Source organism: Amycolatopsis sp. NPDC031561, assembly GCF_055580625.1.
In genome coordinates this window covers 314,773-335,568 of sequence record NZ_JBVILA010000006.1, presented here as the reverse complement: position 1 = coordinate 335,568, position 20,796 = coordinate 314,773, and the positions used below count along the sequence as shown (strand labels likewise).

Genomic DNA, 20,796 nt, shown 5'->3' with positions numbered 1-20,796 from the left:
TGACTCCAGAACTACCCGCCGCGAGTTGATAATGTCAACACTTAGGGTTTCGTGTCACGCTCGCGCTCTTCCTGTTCGATGACGAGCGCGGCGTCGGCGAGCTTGTCGAGGGCGCGTTCGAGGATCTCGGCTTCGGTGGAGGTCAGGATGCCGAGGAAAGCGGCGTCGCGCTCGTTCGCCGCGACGATGAGACCCCGGTACACGGTGAGCCCGTCCTCGGTCAGCGCCAGGCGGGAAGTGCGGCCGGACGAGGCCGTGCGGTTCACCAAACCGCGCTCGACCAGCTTCGCCACCACCCTGCTCATCTGCGCTTTGTCCAAGCCTGCCCGCCGTGCCAGCCGGTTGAGCGTGAGTGTCGGGTCCGCGGCGATGAGGGCGATCGCCCGCCATTCGCCGAGGCTCACGTCGAACTCCCGGCGGTAGCGCAACGCCGCTGAGCGCGACAAGGCGGCCGACGTGCGGGAGAGTCGGTAGGACAGCAGCTGGGAGATCGGGACGAGCTCGTGTCCGTCCGGACGTTCGGTCATGCCGGGCATCCTACCCATCGGACACCGGGTGTTGACAGTATCAACACTTGCGGCGCATGCTCGCGTCGTCCCCGCCGCCGACAAGGGAGTCGAAGACCGTGGCCGATCCCAGTCCAGCCACCGAACAGTCCGCCGTGCCGGTCGACCGTCCCGCCACCTACCGGGCGATCGCGCTGCGGATCATGCCCTTGCTCGTGATCTGCTACATCGTCAGCTTCATCGACCGGACGAACATCGGGATCGCGCAGGAGGGCCTCAAACGCGATCTCGGTTTCGGCCCCGCGGTCTACGGCCTCGGCGTGACGGTGTTCTTCGTCGGGTTCATCCTCTTCGAGGTGCCGAGCAACGCTCTGATGGCACGGATCGGGGCGCGCAAGTCCCTGGTGCGCATCATGGCCTCCTGGGGGGTCGTGACCGTGGCGACGATGTTCGTCCAGGACGAGTACACGTTCTATGTGGCGAGGTTCCTGCTCGGCGTCGCCGAAGCGGGGTTCTTCCCGGGGGCGCTGTTCTATCTGTCCCGCTGGTTCCCGTCGGCGCGCCGGACCCGGATGACCGCGATCTTCTTCATCGGGGTACCGGTTTCCGGGATCGTGGGTTCGGTGATCTCCGGCGGCATCATGCACAGCCTCGGCGGTGTCGCGGGACTCGCGGACTGGCAATGGCTTTTCCTCGTCGAAGGGATCCCGCCGATCCTGCTCGCCCTCGCCGTGCTGTTCTGGCTCGCCGACGAGCCGGAACAGGTCCGCTGGCTCACTCCGGCGCAGAAGGCCGCGGTCCGCGCCGACCTCGACGCCGATCAGCGCCTCAAGGGAGGGGCGGGCGGCACGCGAACCCATGCCGGTCTCCGCGCGGCGCTGAGCGACCCCAAGGTCTGGATCCTCGGGCTGTGCGCGTGCGGCGCGTACACCCTCGCGAACGCGGTTTCCTTCTGGGCGCCCAGGATCATCGCCGACGCCGGCGTGGGCGACGTGCTGGACCTCGGCCTGTTCTCCGCCGTGCCGCCGCTGGCCGGGATCGTCGCCATGCTGATCGTCGGGCGGCATTCCGACCGCACCCTCGAGCGGCGCCGGCACGCCGCCACGGCCTGGATCGTCGCGGCGCTCGCGATGTTCGCGATTTCCCTTTTCCACGGCAACGTCTTCGCGGTCGTGGTGCTGCTCGCCGTCCTCGCGGCGGCGCACTACTCGGGTCTGACGGTGTTCTACTCGATCCCGTCGATCTATCTTTCCGACCGCGCGGCCGCGACCGGGATCGCCGTCGTGACCTCGATGGGCTCCTTCGCGGCGGCCGCGTCGCCTTCCCTGCTCGGGTTCATCCAATCAGCGACCGGGAGTCTCGGCCTCGGACTGCAGATCAGCAGCGGGATGGTGCTGATCGCGGTGATCGTCCTGCTCGTCGGCGTGAAGGCGGCCGACCTCAAGGAGAAGAAGTGAAGATCCTCGACACTTGATTCACGATCTGGATATGATCAGCTCGTGGTGCGATTCCACGGTGTGGCCGTATAGTCGGCCGGTTCTGCCGATGGGGCGGAACGACCCGGTGCGATTCCGGGGCCAGGCGGTGAGACCCCGCGTCCCCTGCGTCCGGCAATGACCGGGCTTTACTGGGGTACGCCGTCAAAACGGGGTGTCAATTCATGTTCACTGGACGAATCGGCGAGCTGGGTGCCGTCGAACAGATCAAGGCCGACGTGCTGCGTGTGCGCGCGCCGAAGAGCGCGGACCGCGTCAGCGAGGGCGGTTCCGTGTGTGTCAACGGCGTACGGCTCACCGTGCGGCCCCACGACGGCGTCCTGGAGGCGGTGATCACCGCCGAGACCCGTCGCCGGTCGACGTTCGACACGCTCGCCACCGGGGACGCGGTGAACGTCGAGACGCCGCTTCAGGTCGGCGACGCGCTGGACGGTCACCTGGTCCAGGGTTACGTCGACGCGGTCGGCAAGGTGATCCGGATAGATGACGAAGGCGGTGCCCGCCGGATCTGGCTCCGGCCTCCGGCACGGATGCTGGACAGGGTGCTCGCGAAGTCCCCGATCGCCCTCGACGGTGTCAGCGTGACCATCGCCGAAGTGCTGCGCGATCGGATCTCGGTCGTGCTGCTCCCGATGACCCGCTCGGCCACCACGCTCGGTGCGCTGAAGGCCGGTGACCGGGTCAACCTGGAACTCGACCTGGTCGGCCGTTTGGTGGAGAAAGCCCCTGTTTCGGCGGTGGGAAGAGCGTTGCCGCAGCTGCCGTGGGCCGGTCATGTCGACGGGCGCGCCGGTGTCGAGAAGGTGCTGCGCCAGCTCGCCGCGGGTGGCGGTGTCATCGTCTGGGACCCGGAAACCGAGGGCGAGGGCGACGTGATCTTCGCCGGGGCCCGGCTCCGGCCCGAGTCGTTCACCTTCCTGCTGACCCAGGTCTGCGGTTTTCCCGCAGTGCCCTGCGCGCCGGAAGTGTTGCAGCGACTGGAAATCGCGCCGATGCCCGGTGAGGGCGACCGGCAGGGAACGGCATGGTCGATACCGGTCGATCTGGCCGCGGGAACGGGGACCGGCGTGTCCGCGGCCGAACGTGCCGCCACCGTACGGAAACTGGCCGACCCGGCCGCGACGTCCCAGGACTTTCTGCGCCCCGGACACGTTTTCCCGCTCGCCGCACGGCCGGGCCTGCTCGCCGAGCGGTCCGGGCACACCGAAGCGACGGTCGCGCTGTGCGTCGCCGCGGGTCTCCCGCCGGTCGGCGTGTGCTGCGAGGTGATGAACCCCGACGGCACGATGGCGGGCAGTGCCGACCTCGAAGTCGCGGCGCTGCGCTGGGGGATGCCCGTGGTGGACCTGGCCGATCTGAAAGCGTGGCTCTGACGGTCGCGGCTCGTCGCGAGTGACTCCGACTTCGGTCTTGCAAGTTCTACTATGTGGAAGCTAACCTCCGCAGACTGAAATTGCCCGGAATCGCTCGCTGGTGCCGAGAGGCGGATCCATGGTGAAGAGGACGCAGGCCGAAGAGGGCGTCAGGCCCGAGGACGAACGGCTGGGGATCGGCAAGAGCTTCACGTACGGCATCCAGCACGTTCTGACGATGTACGGCGGGATCATCGCGCCGCCCTTGATCATCGGCGGCGTCGCGGGCGTTTCGCCCACCGAAATCGGGCTGCTCGTCGCGTCGTGCCTGTTCATCGGCGGGCTGGCGACGATCCTGCAGTCGTTCGGCGTGCCCTTCTTCGGCTCCCGGCTGCCGCTGGTCCAGGGCACTTCCTTCGCCGGCGTGGCGACGATGACGGCGATCGTGGCCGATGGCGGGCTACCCGCGGTGTTCGGGGCGGTGATCGCGTCCACGCTGCTCGGGTTGCTCATCACGCCGGTGTTCTCGCGGCTGGTGAAGTACTTCCCGCCGGTCGTCACCGGGACGGTGATCACGGTGATCGGGCTCAGCCTGATGCCGGTCGCGGCGCAATGGGCGATGGGCAACAACACCAAGGCCGCGGACTTCGGCTCGGTCTCCAACATCGGCCTGGCCGCCCTGACCCTGATGTTCGTGCTGGCGCTCAGCAAGGTCGCCGTCCCGGCGATCTCCCGGCTCTCGATCCTCCTGGCGATCGTGGTGGGCACCCTGCTGGCCGCCGTGCTCGGCAAGGCCGATTTCTCCCACGTCGGAGACGGCCCGATCTTCGCGGTACCGACACCGTTCGCTTTCGGGGTGCCGACCTTCGACATCGCCGCGATCCTGTCGATGTTCATCGTCGTGCTGGTGACCCTCACCGAGACCACGGCCGACATCCTCGCGGTGGGGGAGATCGTCGGGACACGGGTCAGCAAGCGCCGGATCGGCGACGGGCTGCGCGCCGACATGGCGTCCTCGGCGATCGCGCCGATCTTCAACGGGTTCACCCAGAGCGCGTTCGCGCAGAACGTCGGCCTCGTCGCGATCACCGGGGTCAAGAGCAGGTTCGTGGTGACCGCCGGGGGAGCGGTCCTGCTGGTGCTCGGGATGCTCCCGGTACTCGGCCGGGTGGTCGCGGCGATCCCGTACCCGGTCCTCGGCGGCGCCGGTCTCGTGCTGTTCGGCACGGTCGCGGCGTCCGGAATCAAGACGCTGTCCAAAGTGGACTACAACGGCAACCTGAATCTGGTCATCGTCGCGGCCTCCATCGGTTTCGGCATGATCCCGATCGCCGCGCCGGACTTCTACCACCATTTCCCGACGTGGGTCGGGACGATCTTCCACTCGGGCATCAGTTCCGCCGCGCTCATGGCCGTCGTGCTGAACCTGGTGTTCAACCATCTGAAACCGGGCAAGGCGGGCACCGACCCGTCGGTGTTCGCGACGGCGACCCGCGTGATCGACTACTCCGACCTCAAAGCCTTCTCCCAGCTGGAGGACGGCGACAGGATCGTCGACGGCAAGATCGTGGACGCAGACGGCAAACCGGTCCCGGTGCGGGGCGCGGACGGCCGCCCGGTGCAGTACCGGATCGGCGCCGAACCGGAAACGCACTGAGGCGGCACGTTTCGCTCAAGGCGGCGAAAAAATCCGTCCGGTGACCCCTTCATTCGCGGGAGGCGGGCGGCCGCAGCCCGACCAGGACGAGGGTGATGACACCGTCGGCCTCGGCCCGCCAATCGGGGCGGTCATGAGCCGCGCCGATGCCGTGCAGCGCCATCATGATCGTGCCGGGACCCACGTCGTCGCGGATGGCACCGTCCCGCACGGCGGCGGCCACCAGGTCGGTGACAGCCTGCTCCAGCGCCCGGCTGCCCTCGGCGAGGGCACCCGAGCGATCGGCCATGAGCGTGGCCAGTGTCCGGGCCAGGCCCTCGTGGGCGGCTATGTGGTCGACCATGTCGCGGAGGAAGGTCGCCAAGGCCTCCGCCGCGGGCAGCGTGTCCTGGAGCAGGCGGGCGCGGTCGCACAGTGCGGCGACTTCCCCGTGGTAGACCGCCTCGGCCAGTGCCTCCCTGGTGGGGAAGTGGCGGTAAAGCGTGCCGGTGCCCACGCCTGCCAGGCAGGCGAAGTCATCGAAGCGCAGCTCGAAGAAGCAACCGGCCTGGAAGATCTCTCTGGCCTTGGCGAGCAGGGCCTCGCGCTTGCGCCGGGCGTCGGCCCGCAGCGGCTTGTCGGCGGTCATACGCTCCCTTACGTTGACAAATGGAGATGACCTCCATATTTTCGAAAGTGGAGATGATCTCCAGATCGATCATACCTCGCGAGGTGCAGCGTGAAGATCCTGATGTTCGGCCGAGGCGTGATCGCCACCATTTATGGCCGGGTCCTGGAACGGGCCGGGCACGAGGTCGAGTTCTACGTCCGGCCGGGCCGTGCCGCGGCGTACGGGGACGCGATCGACCTCGACCTGTTCGATGCGCGGCGCCGCGTGTGGGGGCGGCGCGTCGCCGAGAAGTGGCCGGTGCGCTACCACGAGACGCTGGAGCCGGACCACGACTTCGACCTGATCGTGCTCAGCTTGCCGCACCATCGCCTCGCGGAGGCGTCGGCCTTCCTGGCTCCGCGCATCGGCGAGGCGACGGTGCTGGTGTTCGGCAACATCTGGACCGAGCCGCAGGCCGCGGTCGACCCCCTTCCCCTCGACCGGATCGCCTGGGGCTTTCCCCAGGCCGGTGGCGGTTTCGACGCGGACGGCGTGCTCCGTGGGGTGCTGCTGCCGTCGGTCTTCTTCGGGACCCTCGGCAGGCCTCCGACCGACCGGGAGCGCGCCGTGCGCCAGGCGTTCCGCGAGGCCGGGCTCCGGATCAAGGAGCGGCCCGACTTCCGCGGCTGGCTGTGGGTCCACTTCGTGTCGGATGCCGGCCTCCTCTCGCAGGGCCTGCGGCTGGGTTCCCTGTCCGAGCTGGCCGGGTCGGCGGGCGACCTGCGCGCGGGCTTGCTGACCGGCCGCGAGTTGCTGCCGCTCCTCGAGGCGCGTGGTATCGACCTGCGACGTCACCGGGTCGCTTTGCTGCCGTTCCGGGCGCCCACCTGGCTGACGGCCTCCGCTCTCGCCTGGCTGACCGCTCATGTCGCGCCGGCGCGCCTGAGTCTCACGGCGCACTCCGACCCCGACGCCGAGGAGCCTCGTGAGGTCTGCCGGGACACCCTGGCCGAAGCACGACGGTTGGGCATCCCGGTACCACGGCTGGAAGCGGCGGAACCGCACTTCGGTGCACGCGCGTATTAACGGAAGCGGGTCCGATAATACGACTTTCCGCGCACGCCGGATTTTTCAACGACAAGAACCAATCCTCAAGGAACCTTGACCGTATCCCTGTTCCGCCGTCCGGCCCAAATCCGGCCACCTCGTACGCGACTTTTCTTCCTTGTCACCCGATTGCGGGTCCTCACCCGCGAGGAGAAGCGGGAAGATCCATGCCGGACCGCGACGAAAGAGGATTCGGCGGAAAATGAGTACCGACGTCGCCGCGGCGGTCGGTTTGACGGATCGCCCGAGCGAGCGAAGCTGTTCTCGGCGAATGCGGGCGCCGCCCGGACCGGAGCGACCGCACGGCCCGGGTCGTCCTGGGCAACCGTCAAGCACCCCAAGGGGAACCATGAACCGCGTCACCACGCTCGTAGTAGACGATCAGCCTCTCATCAGATACGCGCTCAGCAGGCTGTTGCGGGATTCGGCGGGGGTGGGGGCGGTGGCCGAGGCCGCGAGCGAGCCGGAAGCGTTGTGGCAGTGCGAAAAACGTCATCCGGACATGGTCATCACCGAACTGTCGATCTGGGGTGAGCCTGCCGGGACCGCGATCTGCCGGTTCGTCAAGGAACATTTCGAGCGCGTGACCGTCCTGGTCTTCGCCGGTGACGCCTCGCCCTCGGCCATCGCCACGGCGCTGAACGCGGGCGCGGACAGCTTCGTGCACAAGTCGGCCAACGGCGGCCAGGTGATGTCGGCGGTACGCTCCACGCTCGCCGGGCAGCGGGTGTGCCTGCAGGCGGGCGGATCCCCGCCGGTGGTCGGCGAAGCCGTGCGGTACGCGAGCGCGATGACCAGGCGGGAGGAGGAGATCCTCGCGCTGATCCTCTACCGGTGGTCCAACGACGAGATCGCCGAAGAACTGCACCTCGCGACGCAGACGGTGAAGAACTACGTCAGCCGGATCCTGCAGAAGCTGGGCTTCGGCAGCAGGCGTGACCTGTTCCGGGCACTGCGGTTCCGGCCGGGCGGCAACCCGCTGCCCCGGTTGGAAACGACCCCGCACGAAGGCGAGCCGTTCGCCGCGGACCGGCTGGCCGGGTACCGCGGATAGGCCGGTCGGGTGGGCGGCGTACCGGAAGTACCGAGACCGGACCAGGTTCGGTACCCGCCGTATCCTGTGTCGCCGAGATCGTTTTCCTAGCGTTGCAGGCATGACGAAGTCGGGTTCCCTGTTCCTGATCCTCGCGCTCGCCGGAATCCCCGCTCCGGACGTGGTCCGGTCTTCGTCGGTCAAGATCCATGAGGTGCTCGGCGGCCCGGCGGGCTACATCGACCTGCGCAACACCGGCGCCACCACCCTCGACATCGGTGGCTGGGCCGTTCAGGCGTGCACCGGCGGAGCGGTGCCCCTCGAACTGGCCACCCTGCCCGCCGGGAGCGAGATCCCCGCCGGTGACCACTTCCTCATCACCGGACAGGGCTTCGGCGGGACCGTGCAGCACTTGGTCGTCGAGGCGATCGTCGGGGACGGCGAGATGCTGCTGGACCGGCGCGGAACCCGGGTCGACAGCGTCGGATGGGCGCCGTCGTCACCCTGCCGCGAGAACCAGGCCGCCGTCGGCTGTCCCGGTCTCGCCCAGGCAAGGGACGCCGTCAGCCGCGACACCGACAACAACAAGGCCGACTTCGGCTGTGTGCCACCGCTCGGCTGAGAGCCGGTTTGTCAGTCCGTTTTGGAATCCGTGTGCCTGTACCAGAAAGGTGCGGTCGTGGCCGCGAACGGCGAAGGCGGGGACGTGACCCCGCTGTCCGAACTGCTCACCGAACAGCGAATCGCGAGAGGCTGGTCGCAGGGTGACCTGGTCGCGAAGTTGCATACCCACTCCGGCAACGACAGCGTCACCCGAGTGGAGATTTCCCGCTGGGAAAGGGGAAAACGTATTCCCGGTCCGTATTGGCGGCAGTGGCTCGGCGACGTGCTGGACACGTCCTGCCGGGAACTCGAGGTCGCCGCCGCGGTTGCGAGAAGACGGCGGCGTAAAGACGCGCCCGGGCAGCGATGGACCCTTATCGACTGATGGGAAAGTACCGCAAAACTGGCCACTTCCCGGCGGTGCCCCGGTTCTCGGATACTTATCTGGTCGCCACCGGCCGAAAGGATTCCGGTCCGGCGAACAAAACCCCGGTAATCAAGCTGAAAGGATTTTCTCGTGCGACGAATTCTGGGCGTTTCGGCGGTACTGGCGATGCTCGCGATGGGAACGGCGGGCGGTGTCGCGAATGCGGCCGGTGAAGGCCACGAAACCGAGGCCGCGCCGCTTGTCTCGGGCTCCGTGGTCATCAACGAGGTTTCGACCCGCGGCGTGAACGGTCTGCTCGACGAGTACGTCGAGCTGCGCAACGTCTCGAACCAGCAGCAGGACGTAAGCGGCCACGTGGTCCGCATCTACTCGCCGTCGAACGTCGTGGTCGACACGATCGTCCTGCCCGCGGGCACGATCCTGCAGCCGAAGGGCAACGCAGGCCAGTTCGCGGTGCTGGTCGGGCAGAACTTCTCCGGCACCATCGCCGACCAGACGTACGTCATCCCGTTCACGCTGACCAGCGTCGAGGGCATCCCGACCCTCGGTGGCCTCTCGGTGCAGAACCTGGCCGGCGCGAAGATCGACGGTGTCGCCTTCAGCAACTCGGTGATGACCCCGCGTGAAGGCCAGGCGGCGACTCCGGAGAGCACCACCACCGATCAGCTCGACGCGGCGAACACCCGCAACATCCTGAGCACCGACACCGACAACAACCGGCAGGACTTCTCGCTGCAGCTGCGTTCCCCGGGTCTGTAGAACCGAAGAACCGACCCGTTCAGACCGGGCCCGGGCCGCCGTCGGCGGTCCGGGCCCTTCCATGGCGGTATCTCGCCAACGGCGACATACCGCCACCGAGAGTTATTTTCTTCCAGTAACTCCTGCCTCATCCTCGGGAAACTCCAACTTCGCGGCGGCCGTGACCACGGCCGCTTCTCACTATCCGAGGAGAGTCACTTGACGAGACGCCCACGGCACCCCTCGGCGATTCTGGCGGCCTCCGTACTGGTCGCCCTTTTCCCGTTGCCGGTGACCGCGACCGCTGCGACCGCTGCCCTGTCCGGACCCGCACCCGCCGCCGGGCGGCCGGACGTCCATCGCGTCACGTTGCTCACCGGCGACGTGGTGACCTACGAACGAGACGGCGCCGGGCACGACACGGCTCAAGTCGAACCGGCGGTAAGGCCGGACCGGCCGAGCCCGGCGTTCCAGATCACGACCACGGCGGACGGACTGATGGTGTATCCGTCGGACGCGCTTCCGTTCGTGGGCAAGGGATTGCTCGGCCGGGAGCTGTTCAACGTCACCGCGCTCGTCGGAGACCGGCGTGACGACGCGGCGAGCGCCACGATCCCGGTCATCGTGCGTTACGCCGACCGGTCGGGTCTGTCCGCGCGGTCCTTGGACGCGAAGGCGAAGGCACTCCCGCAGACCCAGCGGCCCACTCCGCTCGTCACGGCCAACGGGGTGGGAGTGCAGGTCAAGAAGGCGGGGACGGCCGAGTTCTGGCGTTCGCTCGTCGCGTTCGACCCGGGCGGGAAACCCGTGCTGAACCAAGGGATCTCGCAGGTCCGGCTGGACAGGAAGGTCCGGGTGACGCTGGACAAGAGCACGGGCCAGGTCGGTGCGCCGTCGGCGTGGAGCGGCGGGTGGACCGGGAAGGGGACCACGGTCGCGGTGGTGGACACCGGGATCGACGAGAAACATCCCGATCTGGCGGGCAAGACGATCGCTTCGGCGGATTTCAGCGGAGAAGGCGACGTCGTGGACCGCCATGGCCACGGCACCCACTGCGCGTCGATCGTCGCCGGCACCGGCGCGGCCTCGGGCGGCCGGTACAAGGGCGTGGCACCGGACGCGAAACTGGTGGTGGCCAAGGTCTTCGACGCCTCGGGTGAGGGTGACACCGCACAGGTCATGGCCGGGATCGACTGGGCCGTCGCGCAGGGCGCGAAGATCGTGAACCTCAGCCTCGGCGCCGGCGTCAGCGACGGAGCCGACCCGTTGAGCGAACAGATCGACACGCTTTCGGCGAAGTCGGGCACGCTGTTCGTGGTCGCGGCCGGGAACTCCGGGCCGGGTGACCGGACCGTCACGACGCCGGGGGCGGCGACGTCCGCGCTCACGGTCGGGGCGGTCGGCAGGGACAACGCGATCGCATGGTTCAGCAGCCGCGGCCCGCGACTGCGGGACGCCGCGGTCAAACCGGAGATCACCGCGCCGGGCGTCGGGATCGTCGCCGCCCGGGCCGCGGACACGGCGATGGGCGAGCCGGTGGACGACTCCTACACCGCCGCGTCGGGTACTTCGATGGCGACACCGCACGTCGCGGGCGCCGCGGCGATCCTGCTGCAGCAGCAGCCGGGGATCACCTGGCAGGAACTGAAGAACACGCTCGTCACCACGGCCAAGGACGTCGGCCTCCGGTGGTACGAGCAGGGAGCCGGAGTCCTCGACGTCGCGCGGGCCGTCTCGCAGAAGGTGACCGGCACCGCGGTCGCGAGCTTCGGCCGCAACGAGCGGACGGCGAACAGCGCGGCTCAGGTCGTCCGGCAGCTGTCCTACACCAACGCCGGGGACCGGCCGCTGGCACTGAACCTGAAGCTGACCGTGCAGCCCTGGGACGGCGGCGCCAAGCCCGTCACCGGGATGCGGCTGGCGAAGACGGATCTGTCGATCCCGCCGAAGTCCAGCATCACCGTCGACCTCGTCGTGGACCCGAGCGAAGGGGTGGCGGGCGTCTACGGCGGCGCCGTGGTGGCCACGACCGCGGATGGGACAAGCTCCGTGCGGACGGCCGTGAGTACCTACAACGCGGCCCAGTTGTTCCCGGTGACGATCCGGGTGCGGGACTCGGCGGGTGGTCCGGCTCAGGTCGCGTCGGCCCAGCTGATCGACGACGCGGCCGGTGCCGGCAACCGCAACGACCCGTTCCTCGACCAGGTCAGCCAGCAGATCGGCCTGGTCGACGGGGTCGGCCGGGTGCTCGTGCCCGCCGGGCGCTATTCGGCACTCGGCTGGGTGATGGAGCGCGGGCTGGCGGTGCGTCGCTGGTCGGCGATGAGCGCGACCCAGGTCTCGGTCACGGCTCCGGCCGAGATCGCGCTGAACGCGGCGAGCGCCGTTCCGGCGGGGCTGGTCACGCCCACCCCCACCGACCTGCGGGACCGCACGGTGATGCTGCGGCGCGTGATCCCCGGCGGAGCGGGAGTGAACGGCTTCGTCGGCGAAGCCGGGCTGACCGCGGGCTCGGGCTGGGACGTGCGCGTGACACCCGCGGCGGCCACCTCGGCAGGCGCGATTTCGTTGCAGGACAGCGCGACGCTGTCCCAGACCGCGGTCGAGATGCGGGTCACCGGCGGCTCGGTCGCGTTGAATCCCGCGTACGACGTGCCGACGTTGACGGCGAGGTCACCCGGTGAACGGACGCTGCCGGTCGTGTTCGGCGGCGCGGGTGGCGCGAGTGACCTCGCCGGTCTCGACGTCCGCGGAAAGGCGGTCCTGGTGCGGATCCCGGTCCAACCCGGTTCGCCGGACCCGGTCGGCGGCGTCACCACCGGCATCGCCAACGCGGCACGCGAGGTGGCCGCCGCGGGTGGGGCGGCGATGATCCCGTACGCCGGTTCACCGGGTTCGCTGAGCATTCCGGGGCTCAGCAGTGCGGTGGTGCCGACCCTGTCCCTCGGCTGGGACGAAGGTGAGGCGCTGCGGACCGCGGGTGCGGTTTCGGTGCGGTTGCTGGTGCGCGCGGCTCCGGACGCGATGTACAACCTCAGCTACCTCGACGCCAACGGGGTGCCGAAGGATCTCGTCCGGCGTGTCGACCCGAAGTCGCTGGTCGCCACGAAGACCGGCTACCAGGCCGAAAAGCCGGGGCTGACCGGGCAGAAGAACTGGTACGCCTTCCCGACCGGCCTGTGGAAGACGCAGGCGGTGCAGGGCACCAAGATCCCGGTGCCGGGCACGTGGACCGAGTACACCGGCCCGGCGAACGATCGGCTGGTCTGGAAACGGGTGGTCACCCTGTCCGGCGCCGACACCGCGGGCCGTCGCGCGGCGCTGAGCATGAACGCGCAGAACATCTACCGCGCGGGCGAGCGGTCGAGGCCGGACGAGTACTGGTTCCGCGCACCGATGCACAGCGGGTCGGTCGAACTGCCGTCCGACCATCCGGCTCGCTACCCGGCGACGGCCACCGGCTGGGCGGCGCTGTGCTCGATGTGCCGCGGCGGCGCGGACCCCGACCTGTTCGTCCCCGCGGTGCAGTGGATGGACGGCTCGGCCGGTGCCGGTTCGGGCGGGCACTACACGAATCCCTACGAGAACGCGCGGTACTTCGCGACGACCACGGTGCGGTTGTACCGGGACGGGACCGAGATCCCACGCTCCAATGTGGACGATCCGCTCGCGCTCGTCCCGGTGTTCCGGCTCGCGCCCGCACCCGCCACGTACCGGCTGGACGTGACCGACGTGATGCCCGGCCAGGCACAGGTCGGTGCCGCGAGTGGAGTGCTGTTCCAGAACGCGCCGCGGACCGACGCGTCGTGGACGTTCGCCTCGGCACGGTCCACTGCCGCGTCACCGCTCGGGTTCAACTGCTACGAATCGGGCAGCGCGTGTTCCTTCCAGCCGCTCATCCAGCTGGACCACCGGCTGCCGCTGGATCTCGGCGGCCGGGCACCGGCGGGACGCCCGTTCACCTTCGACGTGTTCGCCGGGTCGCACAGCGGCGCACGGGGCGGCGGGCCGGTGACGCAGCTGCGGGTCTCGGCGTCGACGGACGGCGGCCGAACCTGGACGGCGGCGGCCGCCCGGCCGAACGGAACCGGGCTGTGGTCGGTGACGGTGGCGCACCCGCAGCTCGCGGCGACCGACGGGTTCGTCTGGCTGCGTGCGGACGCGCGGGACGGTTCCGGAAACACCGTGACGCAGACGGTCCAGCGGGCCTACGCGCTCACGGAGGTGGCGAAGGTGAATCCGCGCCTTCGGTGACGTCCTCCTCGCGCGGGGGTTGGGTCGCGGGCAGGGTGACCCAACCCCGGGTGGCGACCTGAAGCCCGGCCTGGAACCGGGTGGTCGCACCGAGCGCGGTCATGAGGTCGCGGAGGCGTCGCTGGAAGGTCCGGTAGCTCATGCCGAGCTGTTTGGCGATGCTCCGGTCGGGCAGCCCGGTGGTGAGCAAGGCGAGCAGGCGGGCGTCGTCGGAAGGCGCGACGTCCGCCTGCTCGGCCGACCCGGGCAGGTACAGCGGAAGTCCTTTCTGCCAAAGGAAAGTGAAGACGGCGCTGAGCGCGTCGAGCAGGGCGCACGGATGGATCACCAGTGCCGTGTCGACTTCGGGGAGATCGGAACGCAGCGGCACCAGTCCGATGCGCTGGTCGATCACGATCATCTTCAGCGGGGCGGCGGTGACCACGCGGGCCTCCTCGCCGAGGGCGAGGCCCGCCTCGAGATCGGAAGACAGGTCGTGCAGTTCCAGCGCGCTGCGCTCGTAAACCCCGCGAAACCGCACACCCCGGCCGAGGAGATCACGTTCGGCGGGGTGCAGCACACTCGGCGTTCGCGCGTAAGGCGGTTTGTCGACGAAGGCGACCTCTTGCTCGGCCGAACGCAGTAGTTGATCGGTCCGGTCGGCGATGAGCGCGTTCCCGTGGATCACCTCGATGAGGTCGACCGGGCGCTGACCGGACGTCGCCCGGTACCGCTCGCGCAGTCTGTCGGCGACCAGCCGCGCACTCGCGAGTTCCTGCTCCTTTTGCCGGAGCATCGCTTCCAGCGCGATCTCCGGTCGCACCGCCGAATATGCCTCCGCCGGGCCGGGAAGCCTGGTGAGCAATCCTTTTCCGGTCAGCACGCGCAGAACCGGGAGCAGCCGCTGGTGAGGCACTCCGGTTCGTTGCCGGATTTCGGCGACGGTCATCGAACCGGTGCCGGCGAAAGCATCGTAGACGTCGACGTCGATTTCACTCAGGCCGATGATGTCCAGCATTTGCTCTCCCGCCGCAGGCGCGGTCGCTTTCACCCGACCCTACCGGCTTCGGCCGGTAAAAGGGACCGCGCCTCATCGCGGGATTTTCCTCACGTTTGTGCGGCGAGGGGAATGGTGATGCTGGAGGGCTGATCCGCCGTGCTCGAGATGGTGAGCGTGGTGGTGTCCGTGTTGGCGTCGGCGAGGAATTTGTCCTTGGTGTCCACGACGAGTCGCAGGAATCGCCCGGCGCGGATGAGGTAATTGGTCAGTTGGAAAGGTACGTCGATCGTCACCGGAACGCCTGCTTCACCGTCCAGGACGGTATAGGCGGCGCTGGTGATGATGCGGTCGAAGTTCTTGCTCGGGGGGATGGTGAAGGGTTCCGCGGTCGCGTCGAACAGGTACGCGACGATGGTCGCGTCCTTGTTCTGCGGTGTCACCGTGAGCCTCAACCGCACTTCGCCGCTGATGCGCTGGTTCTCGCCGAAGGGCGGGCAACTCCAGATCGCGGCGTTCTTCCTGGAGATGTTCCTGGTGCTGTAGCGATGGAACTGGGCGAGGCGTTCGCTGATTCCTCTCTGTATCAAGGTGTCGGCTATCTCGGCCGAGGTCTCCTCGACCTGGACGGTGTGGCTCCAGGAGGATCCGGTCTCTTGGGGGTCGAGGCTGCCGTCGGCATCGAGGCTGGGTGCGTGGAGGTGGAACCGCACCGGCGCGTTGGTGAAGTCCTCCCAGGTGCGGTAGCGACGCGCGTCGGCGTAGGGATAGGGCATCGTCTCCACGACGACGGGATCGGTCTCCTGTTCGCCCTCGTCCCGCAGGTGCAGGTCGAACCAGTTCATGGCGGCGACGGTGGGCCTGCTGTACTCGCCGGCGAGGCCGGTGCCCTCGGCGTTGCCGTGGTCGCCGACCTGGACGATGAGTTTCTTGGCGTCGATGGTCAGGCCGTTGAAGAGATCCACCACGCTGTTGTTCGAGAAAATGGTCTCGTGCCAGTAGGTGCAGAGCAGGATCGCCAGATCCGGCCGGTTCAGTTCGTCGAGGAACTCGGGCTGGATCGGCGAGCGCTGGTCGGCGAACGCCCGCAGTCGTCCGATCTCGACGTTGTCGACGATGTGCTGGAAGACCTCTTCGGTTTCGGCATTCAGCCTGCTCACCCCCGGCATCGGATCGGGCTGCGGCTGAGGTGGGAAGGAGGGGAGGGAGGGTGGGCCCGGCCAGGTCTGGAACAGGCCTCGGAGCGCGTGGAAGGCTTTGATGTGCCTGGTCTCGTTCTCGTAGAGCGATTTGAACAGGTCACCCCACGCGCTCATGGCGACGACCGCCTTCACGCGCTTGTCCTTGGCGGCGATCAGAAGACTCTGCCCCGCTCCATAGGAGGCGCCCGCCAAGCCGATGCGACTCAGGTCGGCTGCCTGGATGTGCTCGGAGACCCAGTCGATCACCGCCGTCCCATCCGCCTGATCACGCGGGCCGGCGACGTCGATCTTCCCGCCGGAGTGGGAAAGACCGCGCTCGCTGTAGGCGACGACGACGTATCCTTTCGCCGCGAGATTGGCCATGAAGCCTTTCTTCAGCAGAGGATAGAATACGGCATAAGCCCGCCAGCCGATCGGCGCCAAGGGCGCGGGCAGGACGATCAAAGGATATTCGGCGGGCTGGGCATTTTCCGGTAAGGCGACGCAGGCATCGAGTTCCACGGCCCTTCCGGGGAATTCGGGGTCTTCGGCTACTTCGATCTTGACGGGATGGAAAGAAACCGGGATATCAGCCGTGGGTATTGTGCCGAACACCGCATCGAAATCGGACAAGAGTTTCCCCTTCGCTTCGTCACGCCCGTTCGAACCGAGAACTCCCATACTGGTCGGTGCTCGTCACGACGGGCAAGGAACCGTTCGGGTGGCTTGCCCGTCGACGGCCATTAATCGGCGTCGCCCGCTCCTGAAATAGATCGAGGCGTGGATGTGGCCGTAGTGGCGGCCGGAGGCGGGATCGGCCAGACGTCGCGCGAAACAACGACAGCGAGGTCGAGGATCTTGCCGTTCTTGTCGAAGAGTTCGTTTCAGACAGGTCGAACTCGCCTTCGAGAACGAGACGCGACACATCGCGGTCGGTTTTCGAATCGCGCGAGCGCCTATTTACCAACGGACGACCAGATCGGCAAGCGACGATGTTCGTGTCACCGATCCCGCCCATTCCGTTGCAGGTAACCGTGTGAATGTGAGAATTTCCGTTTTCTTAAGGTTTGGAAAGATCGAAAGTCCACCACACCGGCGACCTGCTGCGCTGGACCGCCGATGGCGAACTGGACTATCGCGGCCGGGCCGATCACCAGGTCAAGATCCGCGGGTTCCGCAGCGAACCCGGCGAGATGGAAGCGGCCCTGATCGCCCACCCCGACCTCGAGACGGTACTGGTCGCAGGTCCGGGGCGTCGACCGGGTCGGCGTCGAGGACAACTTCTTCGGCCTCGGCGGCGATTCGATCCTCGGCATCCAGGTCGTCGCGGCGGCCCGGCAGGCCGGGCTGACGTTGTCGTCGAAGGACCTGTTCCGGAACCAGACCATCGCCGAACTCGCCCACGTCGCCCAGCCCGAGGCGCCTGCCGAGCACGTCGAAGAGGCAGACCGCGGCCCCGCCTCGCTCGGCCCGATCCAGTCCTGGCTGTTCGAGCGGATGGACGATCCGTGGCGGCGGACGCGGACAGCATCCTCGGGCAGGTCGATCTGTCCGAAGTGGACGATGCGGCGGCGGCCATGCACACCGAGGCGGTGCGGGCGCAGACCTCGAACGCGCGTACCTCGGCGAATCCCTCGACCAGGTGCGGACATCGTTCACCCATTGGGCTCATTCTCTGGCCGAGAACGTGAAAATGGGACGCCTCGACAAGGAAACCGCGTACTGGGAAAGTTCTCTGCGTGGTGCGCGGGCGGAGATTCCGGTTGACCGTCCGGGCCGTAACGCCGCGAAGTCGGAGCGCGGTGTCTCGGTGTCACTTGGCCGGGCCGAGACCACCGCGCTCCTCGTCGACGTTCCCGGTGCGTACCGCGCGGAGGTCAACGACGTCCTGATGAGCGTGCTCGGCCGCGTGCTGACCGCTGGGCGGGGTCGCGGGTCGTGATCGCGATGGAAGGCCACGGCCGTGAGGAAATCGCCGGGCCGCTCGACCTTTCGCGGACGATCGGCTGGTTCACCGCGCAGTACGCGATCGCGCCCGTAGTGTCCGAAGGCGACTGGGGCGACGTGCTCAAGTCCGTCAAGGAACAACTGCGCGCGGTTCCGAACAAAGGCGCCGGTTACGAAGCGTTGCGGTATCTGGGGGCCGAAGATACGCCGGGTTCCGCAATGCGCGAGATACCCACGCCCGGATCTCCTTCAATCACCACGGCCGCTGGGACATGGGCGGTCACACCCCGTCCGAACCACTCGAAGCGGAAATCACCGGAAAATAAGGAGGGAAACCCGATGGGCGACAACACCACGTTCCAGGTCCTGATCGACGACGAAGAGCAGTACTCCCTGTGGCCGTCGGACAAGGAGGTCCCGGAAGGCCGGGGACGGTGGCCCACCGTCCCCGGGAGCCCGGCTTCTCACCCTTCGGCAGCGGGATGGGCATCGCTGATCGCGTTGGCCCGGTCGATCCCGGCCATGTTCTCCTCGGCCCAGGTCCGGAGCGCCGCCAACGGGACTTCGAGGGACAGGCCCAGTTCGGTGAGCCGGTAGTGCACGCGCGGCGGCACGGTGGGCTCCACCCGGCGGGCGACCAGGCCGTCGCGGACCAGGCTGTGCAGGGTCACGGACAGCATTTTCTGGGAAACGCCGGGAATCCGGCGCCGCAACTCGGCGAAACGCACCTCGTGCGGGGCCGCCTCCGCGAGCACCTTGACCGCCATCGACGTCCATTTCGTGCCGATGCGGTCCAGAAGCCGCCGGGTCGGGCACTCGGGGTCGAACAGATCGCCTTTCTTGGGGGTCACCTGGAGCTCACCACCTGAGGGGAAAGTGCCGTCTTGGCGGCATCGCGGAAGTTACCTACGGTTTTCTGGTAACCAATGGTAACCACCGCGGAGGCGACGTGCCCGGCACACTGCGACAGATCACCGTCAACGGCATCCAGGTCAACCTGGCCATCGCCGGCTCCGGACCCGCGGTGCTGCTGCTGCACGGGTTTCCGCACACCTGGCGGCTCTGGACCGAGATCATCGGGCCGCTGGCCGAGCATCACCGGGTCATCGTCCCGGACCTGCGCGGACTCGGCGCCAGCACCCGCGCCGCGGAAGGCTATGACGCGGGCACGCTGGCCGCAGACGCCGAAGGCATCCTCGACGCCCTCGACGAACCCACCGCGGCCGTGGTCGCGATCGACGCCGGCACCCCGGCCGCGTTCCTGCTCGCCATGCGGCGGCCGGAGCGGGTGCGGCGACTCGTGGTGATGGAGTCGCTGCTGGGGTCACTGCCCGGCGCCGAGGACTTCCTCGGCGCCGGCCCGCCGTGGTGGTTCGGGTTCCACGCCGTGCCCGGCCTCGCCGAAACGGTCCTGCTCGGACACGAGGCGGAGTACCTCGACTGGTTTCTCGCCGCGGGCACCCTCGGTCGCGGTGTGCCCACGGAGATCCGCGGCGCCTTCGTCGACGCCTACACCGGACAGGACGCCCTGCGCTGCGCTTTCTCCTACTACCGCGCCATGCCGGCCACGGCCCGCCAGATCGGCGAGGCCGTGGCGGCGGGCAGGCTCACCATGCCCACGATGGCGATCGGCGCCCATCCGGTCGGCCGCGCGCTGGAACGGCAGCTGCGTCCCGTCGCCGACGACCTCACGGGTCACCTCGTGGAGGACTGCGGTCACATCATTCCGCTGGACCGGCCCGCGGAACTGCTTCGTCTCCTCACCCCGTTCCTCGACGCCGACCTCAGCAGAAGACTTCGGTGAGCAGCTTGCGGTACGCATCGCCGGGGTCGCCCGCGGTCGGCGCGCTCGTGGCCGAGAGCTCCAGCCGCTTCGTGGTGTCGGGCGTGGTCAGCAGTTGCGAGGAGTAGCCGGGAATGCCGCCGCCGTGGCCCCACACCTTGGTGCCGCACGGCAAGGTCTCCACCTGCAGGCCCAGGCCGTACTGGGGGCTGACCGCGGTCGTCTTGCTGATCTCCTGCTGCTGCGCGGGCCTGAGCAGCTTGCCGCTCGCCAGCGCCACGCCGAACGTGTCCAGGTCGCGGGTCGTGGAGATCACCTCGCCCGCGGCCCAGGCGACCGACGGGTTGATGCGGGTGACGTCGTTCGGCTTGCCCGCCACGGTCACGTAGCCGTGGGCGTGCGGGCCCCTGATGTCGACGTTGTCGCCGGGAACCTCGGTGTCGTCGAGGCGCAAGGGCTTGAGGATCCGCTGCTCGACCGCCTTCGCGTACGGCCTGCCGGTCAGCTTCTCCACCAGCAATCCCACGACCACGTAGTTGGTGTTGGAGTAGCTCCACCGAGTGCCGGGGTCGAAGTCGAGCGGCTTGTCGGTGGAGATCTTGAGCAGTTCCCGGGGCGTCCAGTGCTTGTAGCGGATCTTCTCGAACTCGTCCGGGTCGAGCGGCAACCCGTCGGTGTAGTTGTAGAGGCCGCTGGTGTGCTGAAGGACCTGGCGCACCGTGACGCGGCTGTCGATCAGACCGGGCAGGTAGCGGACGACCGGCGCGTCCAGGGCGACCTTGCCTTCGCCCGAAAGCTGCAGCAGGACCGTCGACACGAACGTCTTGGTGATGCTGCCGACGCGGAACCGGCCGTTCTCCGGCACCGGGCGGTTCGAACCCAGCTCCGCCTTGCCGGAGCGCGCGGTGAAGCGCTGATGGCCGTCGGTCACCCTGGCCTGCGCGCCGAGCGCCGCGCCGCTCGTGGTGAACTGGTCCAGCGCCTCCTGCACGACCTTGCGGTCGGCGCTGGTGTCGGCGAGCGCGGTGCCCGTGGTGGCGAGCAGTCCGGCCGCGGTGAGCGCGGCCGCGAGTCGAATCCTCTTCAAAGGCCGAGGCAAGGTTCTTTGCATAATCGGAAAAACTCCCCTCGAAGCCCGAAGGCTCTCCCCAGGCGGCGGTCCACCGCCGGCCCGACCGACGCTAGC

The 20,796-nt window shown here is 68.3% G+C and carries 16 protein-coding genes and 2 pseudogenes; 12 read left to right on the top strand and 6 right to left on the bottom strand.

Translation table 11 applies throughout. The features are described from left to right. Positions 1-41: 41 nt before the first annotated feature. Entirely contained in the window at positions 42-527 is a 486-nt protein-coding gene (locus ACZ5IK_RS16825; protein ID WP_465488491.1) for a MarR family winged helix-turn-helix transcriptional regulator, read from the bottom strand. A gap of 56 nt (positions 528-583) precedes the next feature. Between ACZ5IK_RS16825 and ACZ5IK_RS16820 the strand changes: the two genes are divergently transcribed. From ACZ5IK_RS16820 to ACZ5IK_RS16810, 3 genes are all read left to right on the top strand, one after another. Beyond that, positions 584-1,963: an MFS transporter gene (locus ACZ5IK_RS16820; RefSeq protein ID WP_465488490.1), complete on the top strand. Its 1,380-nt coding sequence runs from the start codon at positions 584-586 to the stop codon at positions 1,961-1,963. 203 nt (positions 1,964-2,166) lie between these two features. Further along, positions 2,167-3,375, top strand: a complete 1,209-nt coding sequence (locus ACZ5IK_RS16815; RefSeq protein ID WP_465488489.1) for a riboflavin synthase — start codon at positions 2,167-2,169, stop codon at positions 3,373-3,375. Positions 3,376-3,493: 118 nt separating this feature from the next. Continuing rightward, a complete protein-coding gene (locus ACZ5IK_RS16810) occupies positions 3,494-5,011 on the top strand; it encodes a nucleobase:cation symporter-2 family protein (protein ID WP_465488488.1) in 1,518 nt (505 codons plus the stop codon). A gap of 49 nt (positions 5,012-5,060) precedes the next feature. Here ACZ5IK_RS16810 and ACZ5IK_RS16805 read toward each other — a convergent pair whose 3' ends face one another. Next, positions 5,061-5,639, bottom strand: a complete 579-nt coding sequence (locus ACZ5IK_RS16805; RefSeq protein WP_465488487.1) for a TetR/AcrR family transcriptional regulator — start codon at positions 5,637-5,639, stop codon at positions 5,061-5,063. Positions 5,640-5,729: 90 nt separating this feature from the next. Between ACZ5IK_RS16805 and ACZ5IK_RS16800 the strand changes: the two genes are divergently transcribed. The 6 genes from ACZ5IK_RS16800 (at position 5,730) to ACZ5IK_RS16775 (ending at position 13,723) form a co-directional block, all read left to right on the top strand. Beyond that, positions 5,730-6,686: a ketopantoate reductase family protein gene (locus ACZ5IK_RS16800; RefSeq protein ID WP_465488486.1), complete on the top strand. Its 957-nt coding sequence runs from the start codon at positions 5,730-5,732 to the stop codon at positions 6,684-6,686. A gap of 370 nt (positions 6,687-7,056) precedes the next feature. Beyond that, positions 7,057-7,761 carry a response regulator transcription factor gene (locus ACZ5IK_RS16795; protein ID WP_465488485.1) on the top strand — a complete coding sequence of 235 codons (705 nt, stop codon included), beginning with the start codon at positions 7,057-7,059 and terminating at the stop codon, positions 7,759-7,761. A 100-nt stretch (positions 7,762-7,861) separates the two neighbouring features. Further along, positions 7,862-8,362, top strand: a complete 501-nt coding sequence (locus tag ACZ5IK_RS16790; protein ID WP_465488484.1) for a lamin tail domain-containing protein — start codon at positions 7,862-7,864, stop codon at positions 8,360-8,362. Positions 8,363-8,419: 57 nt separating this feature from the next. Beyond that, a complete protein-coding gene (locus tag ACZ5IK_RS16785) occupies positions 8,420-8,728 on the top strand; it encodes a helix-turn-helix domain-containing protein (RefSeq protein ID WP_465488483.1) in 309 nt (102 codons plus the stop codon). A gap of 132 nt (positions 8,729-8,860) precedes the next feature. After that, positions 8,861-9,490 (top strand): lamin tail domain-containing protein, encoded by a 630-nt coding sequence (locus tag ACZ5IK_RS16780; protein WP_465488482.1) that lies wholly within the window; start codon positions 8,861-8,863, stop codon positions 9,488-9,490. A gap of 198 nt (positions 9,491-9,688) precedes the next feature. Further along, the gene (locus ACZ5IK_RS16775; RefSeq protein ID WP_465488481.1) at positions 9,689-13,723 is read left to right on the top strand and encodes a S8 family peptidase; all 4,035 of its coding nucleotides are present in this window, start codon (positions 9,689-9,691) and stop codon (positions 13,721-13,723) included. On the opposite strand, the gene ACZ5IK_RS16770 is transcribed toward ACZ5IK_RS16775, so the two are convergent. After that, the gene (locus ACZ5IK_RS16770) at positions 13,686-14,720 is read right to left on the bottom strand and encodes a helix-turn-helix domain-containing protein (protein WP_465488480.1); all 1,035 of its coding nucleotides are present in this window, start codon (positions 14,718-14,720) and stop codon (positions 13,686-13,688) included. The genes ACZ5IK_RS16775 and ACZ5IK_RS16770 overlap by 38 nt on opposite strands. An 89-nt stretch (positions 14,721-14,809) precedes the next feature. Beyond that, positions 14,810-16,513 carry a CocE/NonD family hydrolase gene (locus ACZ5IK_RS16765; protein WP_465488479.1) on the bottom strand — a complete coding sequence of 568 codons (1,704 nt, stop codon included), beginning with the start codon at positions 16,511-16,513 and terminating at the stop codon, positions 14,810-14,812. 470 nt (positions 16,514-16,983) lie between these two features. Between ACZ5IK_RS16765 and ACZ5IK_RS16760 the strand changes: the two are divergent. Beyond that, positions 16,984-18,019: pseudogene (locus ACZ5IK_RS16760) on the top strand (condensation domain-containing protein); the annotation flags it as partial. Between the two features lie 27 nt (positions 18,020-18,046). Next, positions 18,047-18,241: pseudogene (locus ACZ5IK_RS16755) on the top strand (MbtH family NRPS accessory protein); the annotation flags it as partial. Between the two features lie 50 nt (positions 18,242-18,291). Here the strand turns inward: ACZ5IK_RS16755 and ACZ5IK_RS16750 are convergent. Then, the gene (locus ACZ5IK_RS16750) at positions 18,292-18,678 is read right to left on the bottom strand and encodes a winged helix-turn-helix transcriptional regulator (RefSeq protein ID WP_465488478.1); all 387 of its coding nucleotides are present in this window, start codon (positions 18,676-18,678) and stop codon (positions 18,292-18,294) included. A 98-nt stretch (positions 18,679-18,776) separates the two neighbouring features. On the opposite strand from ACZ5IK_RS16750, the gene ACZ5IK_RS16745 reads away from it, so the two are divergent. After that, complete coding sequence (locus ACZ5IK_RS16745; RefSeq protein ID WP_465488477.1) at positions 18,777-19,631, top strand: alpha/beta fold hydrolase; 855 nt, start codon at positions 18,777-18,779, stop codon at positions 19,629-19,631. Here ACZ5IK_RS16745 and ACZ5IK_RS16740 read toward each other — a convergent pair. Beyond that, positions 19,612-20,721, bottom strand: a complete 1,110-nt coding sequence (locus ACZ5IK_RS16740) for a serine hydrolase domain-containing protein (protein WP_465488476.1) — start codon at positions 20,719-20,721, stop codon at positions 19,612-19,614. The genes ACZ5IK_RS16745 and ACZ5IK_RS16740 overlap by 20 nt on opposite strands. Between the last annotated feature and the right edge of the window lie 75 nt (positions 20,722-20,796).

What these genes read in the sequence shown, in the direction of transcription:
- ACZ5IK_RS16825 (WP_465488491.1), bottom strand. Translation starts at nt 527, where the DNA reads ATGACCGAACGTCCGGACGGACACGAGCTCGTCCCGATCTCCCAGCTG.
- ACZ5IK_RS16820 (WP_465488490.1), top strand. Translation starts at nt 584, where the DNA reads ATGCTCGCGTCGTCCCCGCCGCCGACAAGGGAGTCGAAGACCGTGGCC.
- ACZ5IK_RS16815 (WP_465488489.1), top strand. Translation starts at nt 2,167, where the DNA reads ATGTTCACTGGACGAATCGGCGAGCTGGGTGCCGTCGAACAGATCAAG.
- ACZ5IK_RS16810 (WP_465488488.1), top strand. Translation starts at nt 3,494, where the DNA reads ATGGTGAAGAGGACGCAGGCCGAAGAGGGCGTCAGGCCCGAGGACGAA.
- ACZ5IK_RS16805 (WP_465488487.1), bottom strand. Translation starts at nt 5,639, where the DNA reads ATGACCGCCGACAAGCCGCTGCGGGCCGACGCCCGGCGCAAGCGCGAG.
- ACZ5IK_RS16795 (WP_465488485.1), top strand. Translation starts at nt 7,057, where the DNA reads ATGAACCGCGTCACCACGCTCGTAGTAGACGATCAGCCTCTCATCAGA.
- ACZ5IK_RS16790 (WP_465488484.1), top strand. Translation starts at nt 7,862, where the DNA reads ATGACGAAGTCGGGTTCCCTGTTCCTGATCCTCGCGCTCGCCGGAATC.
- ACZ5IK_RS16770 (WP_465488480.1), bottom strand. Translation starts at nt 14,720, where the DNA reads ATGCTGGACATCATCGGCCTGAGTGAAATCGACGTCGACGTCTACGAT.
- ACZ5IK_RS16740 (WP_465488476.1), bottom strand. Translation starts at nt 20,721, where the DNA reads ATGCAAAGAACCTTGCCTCGGCCTTTGAAGAGGATTCGACTCGCGGCC.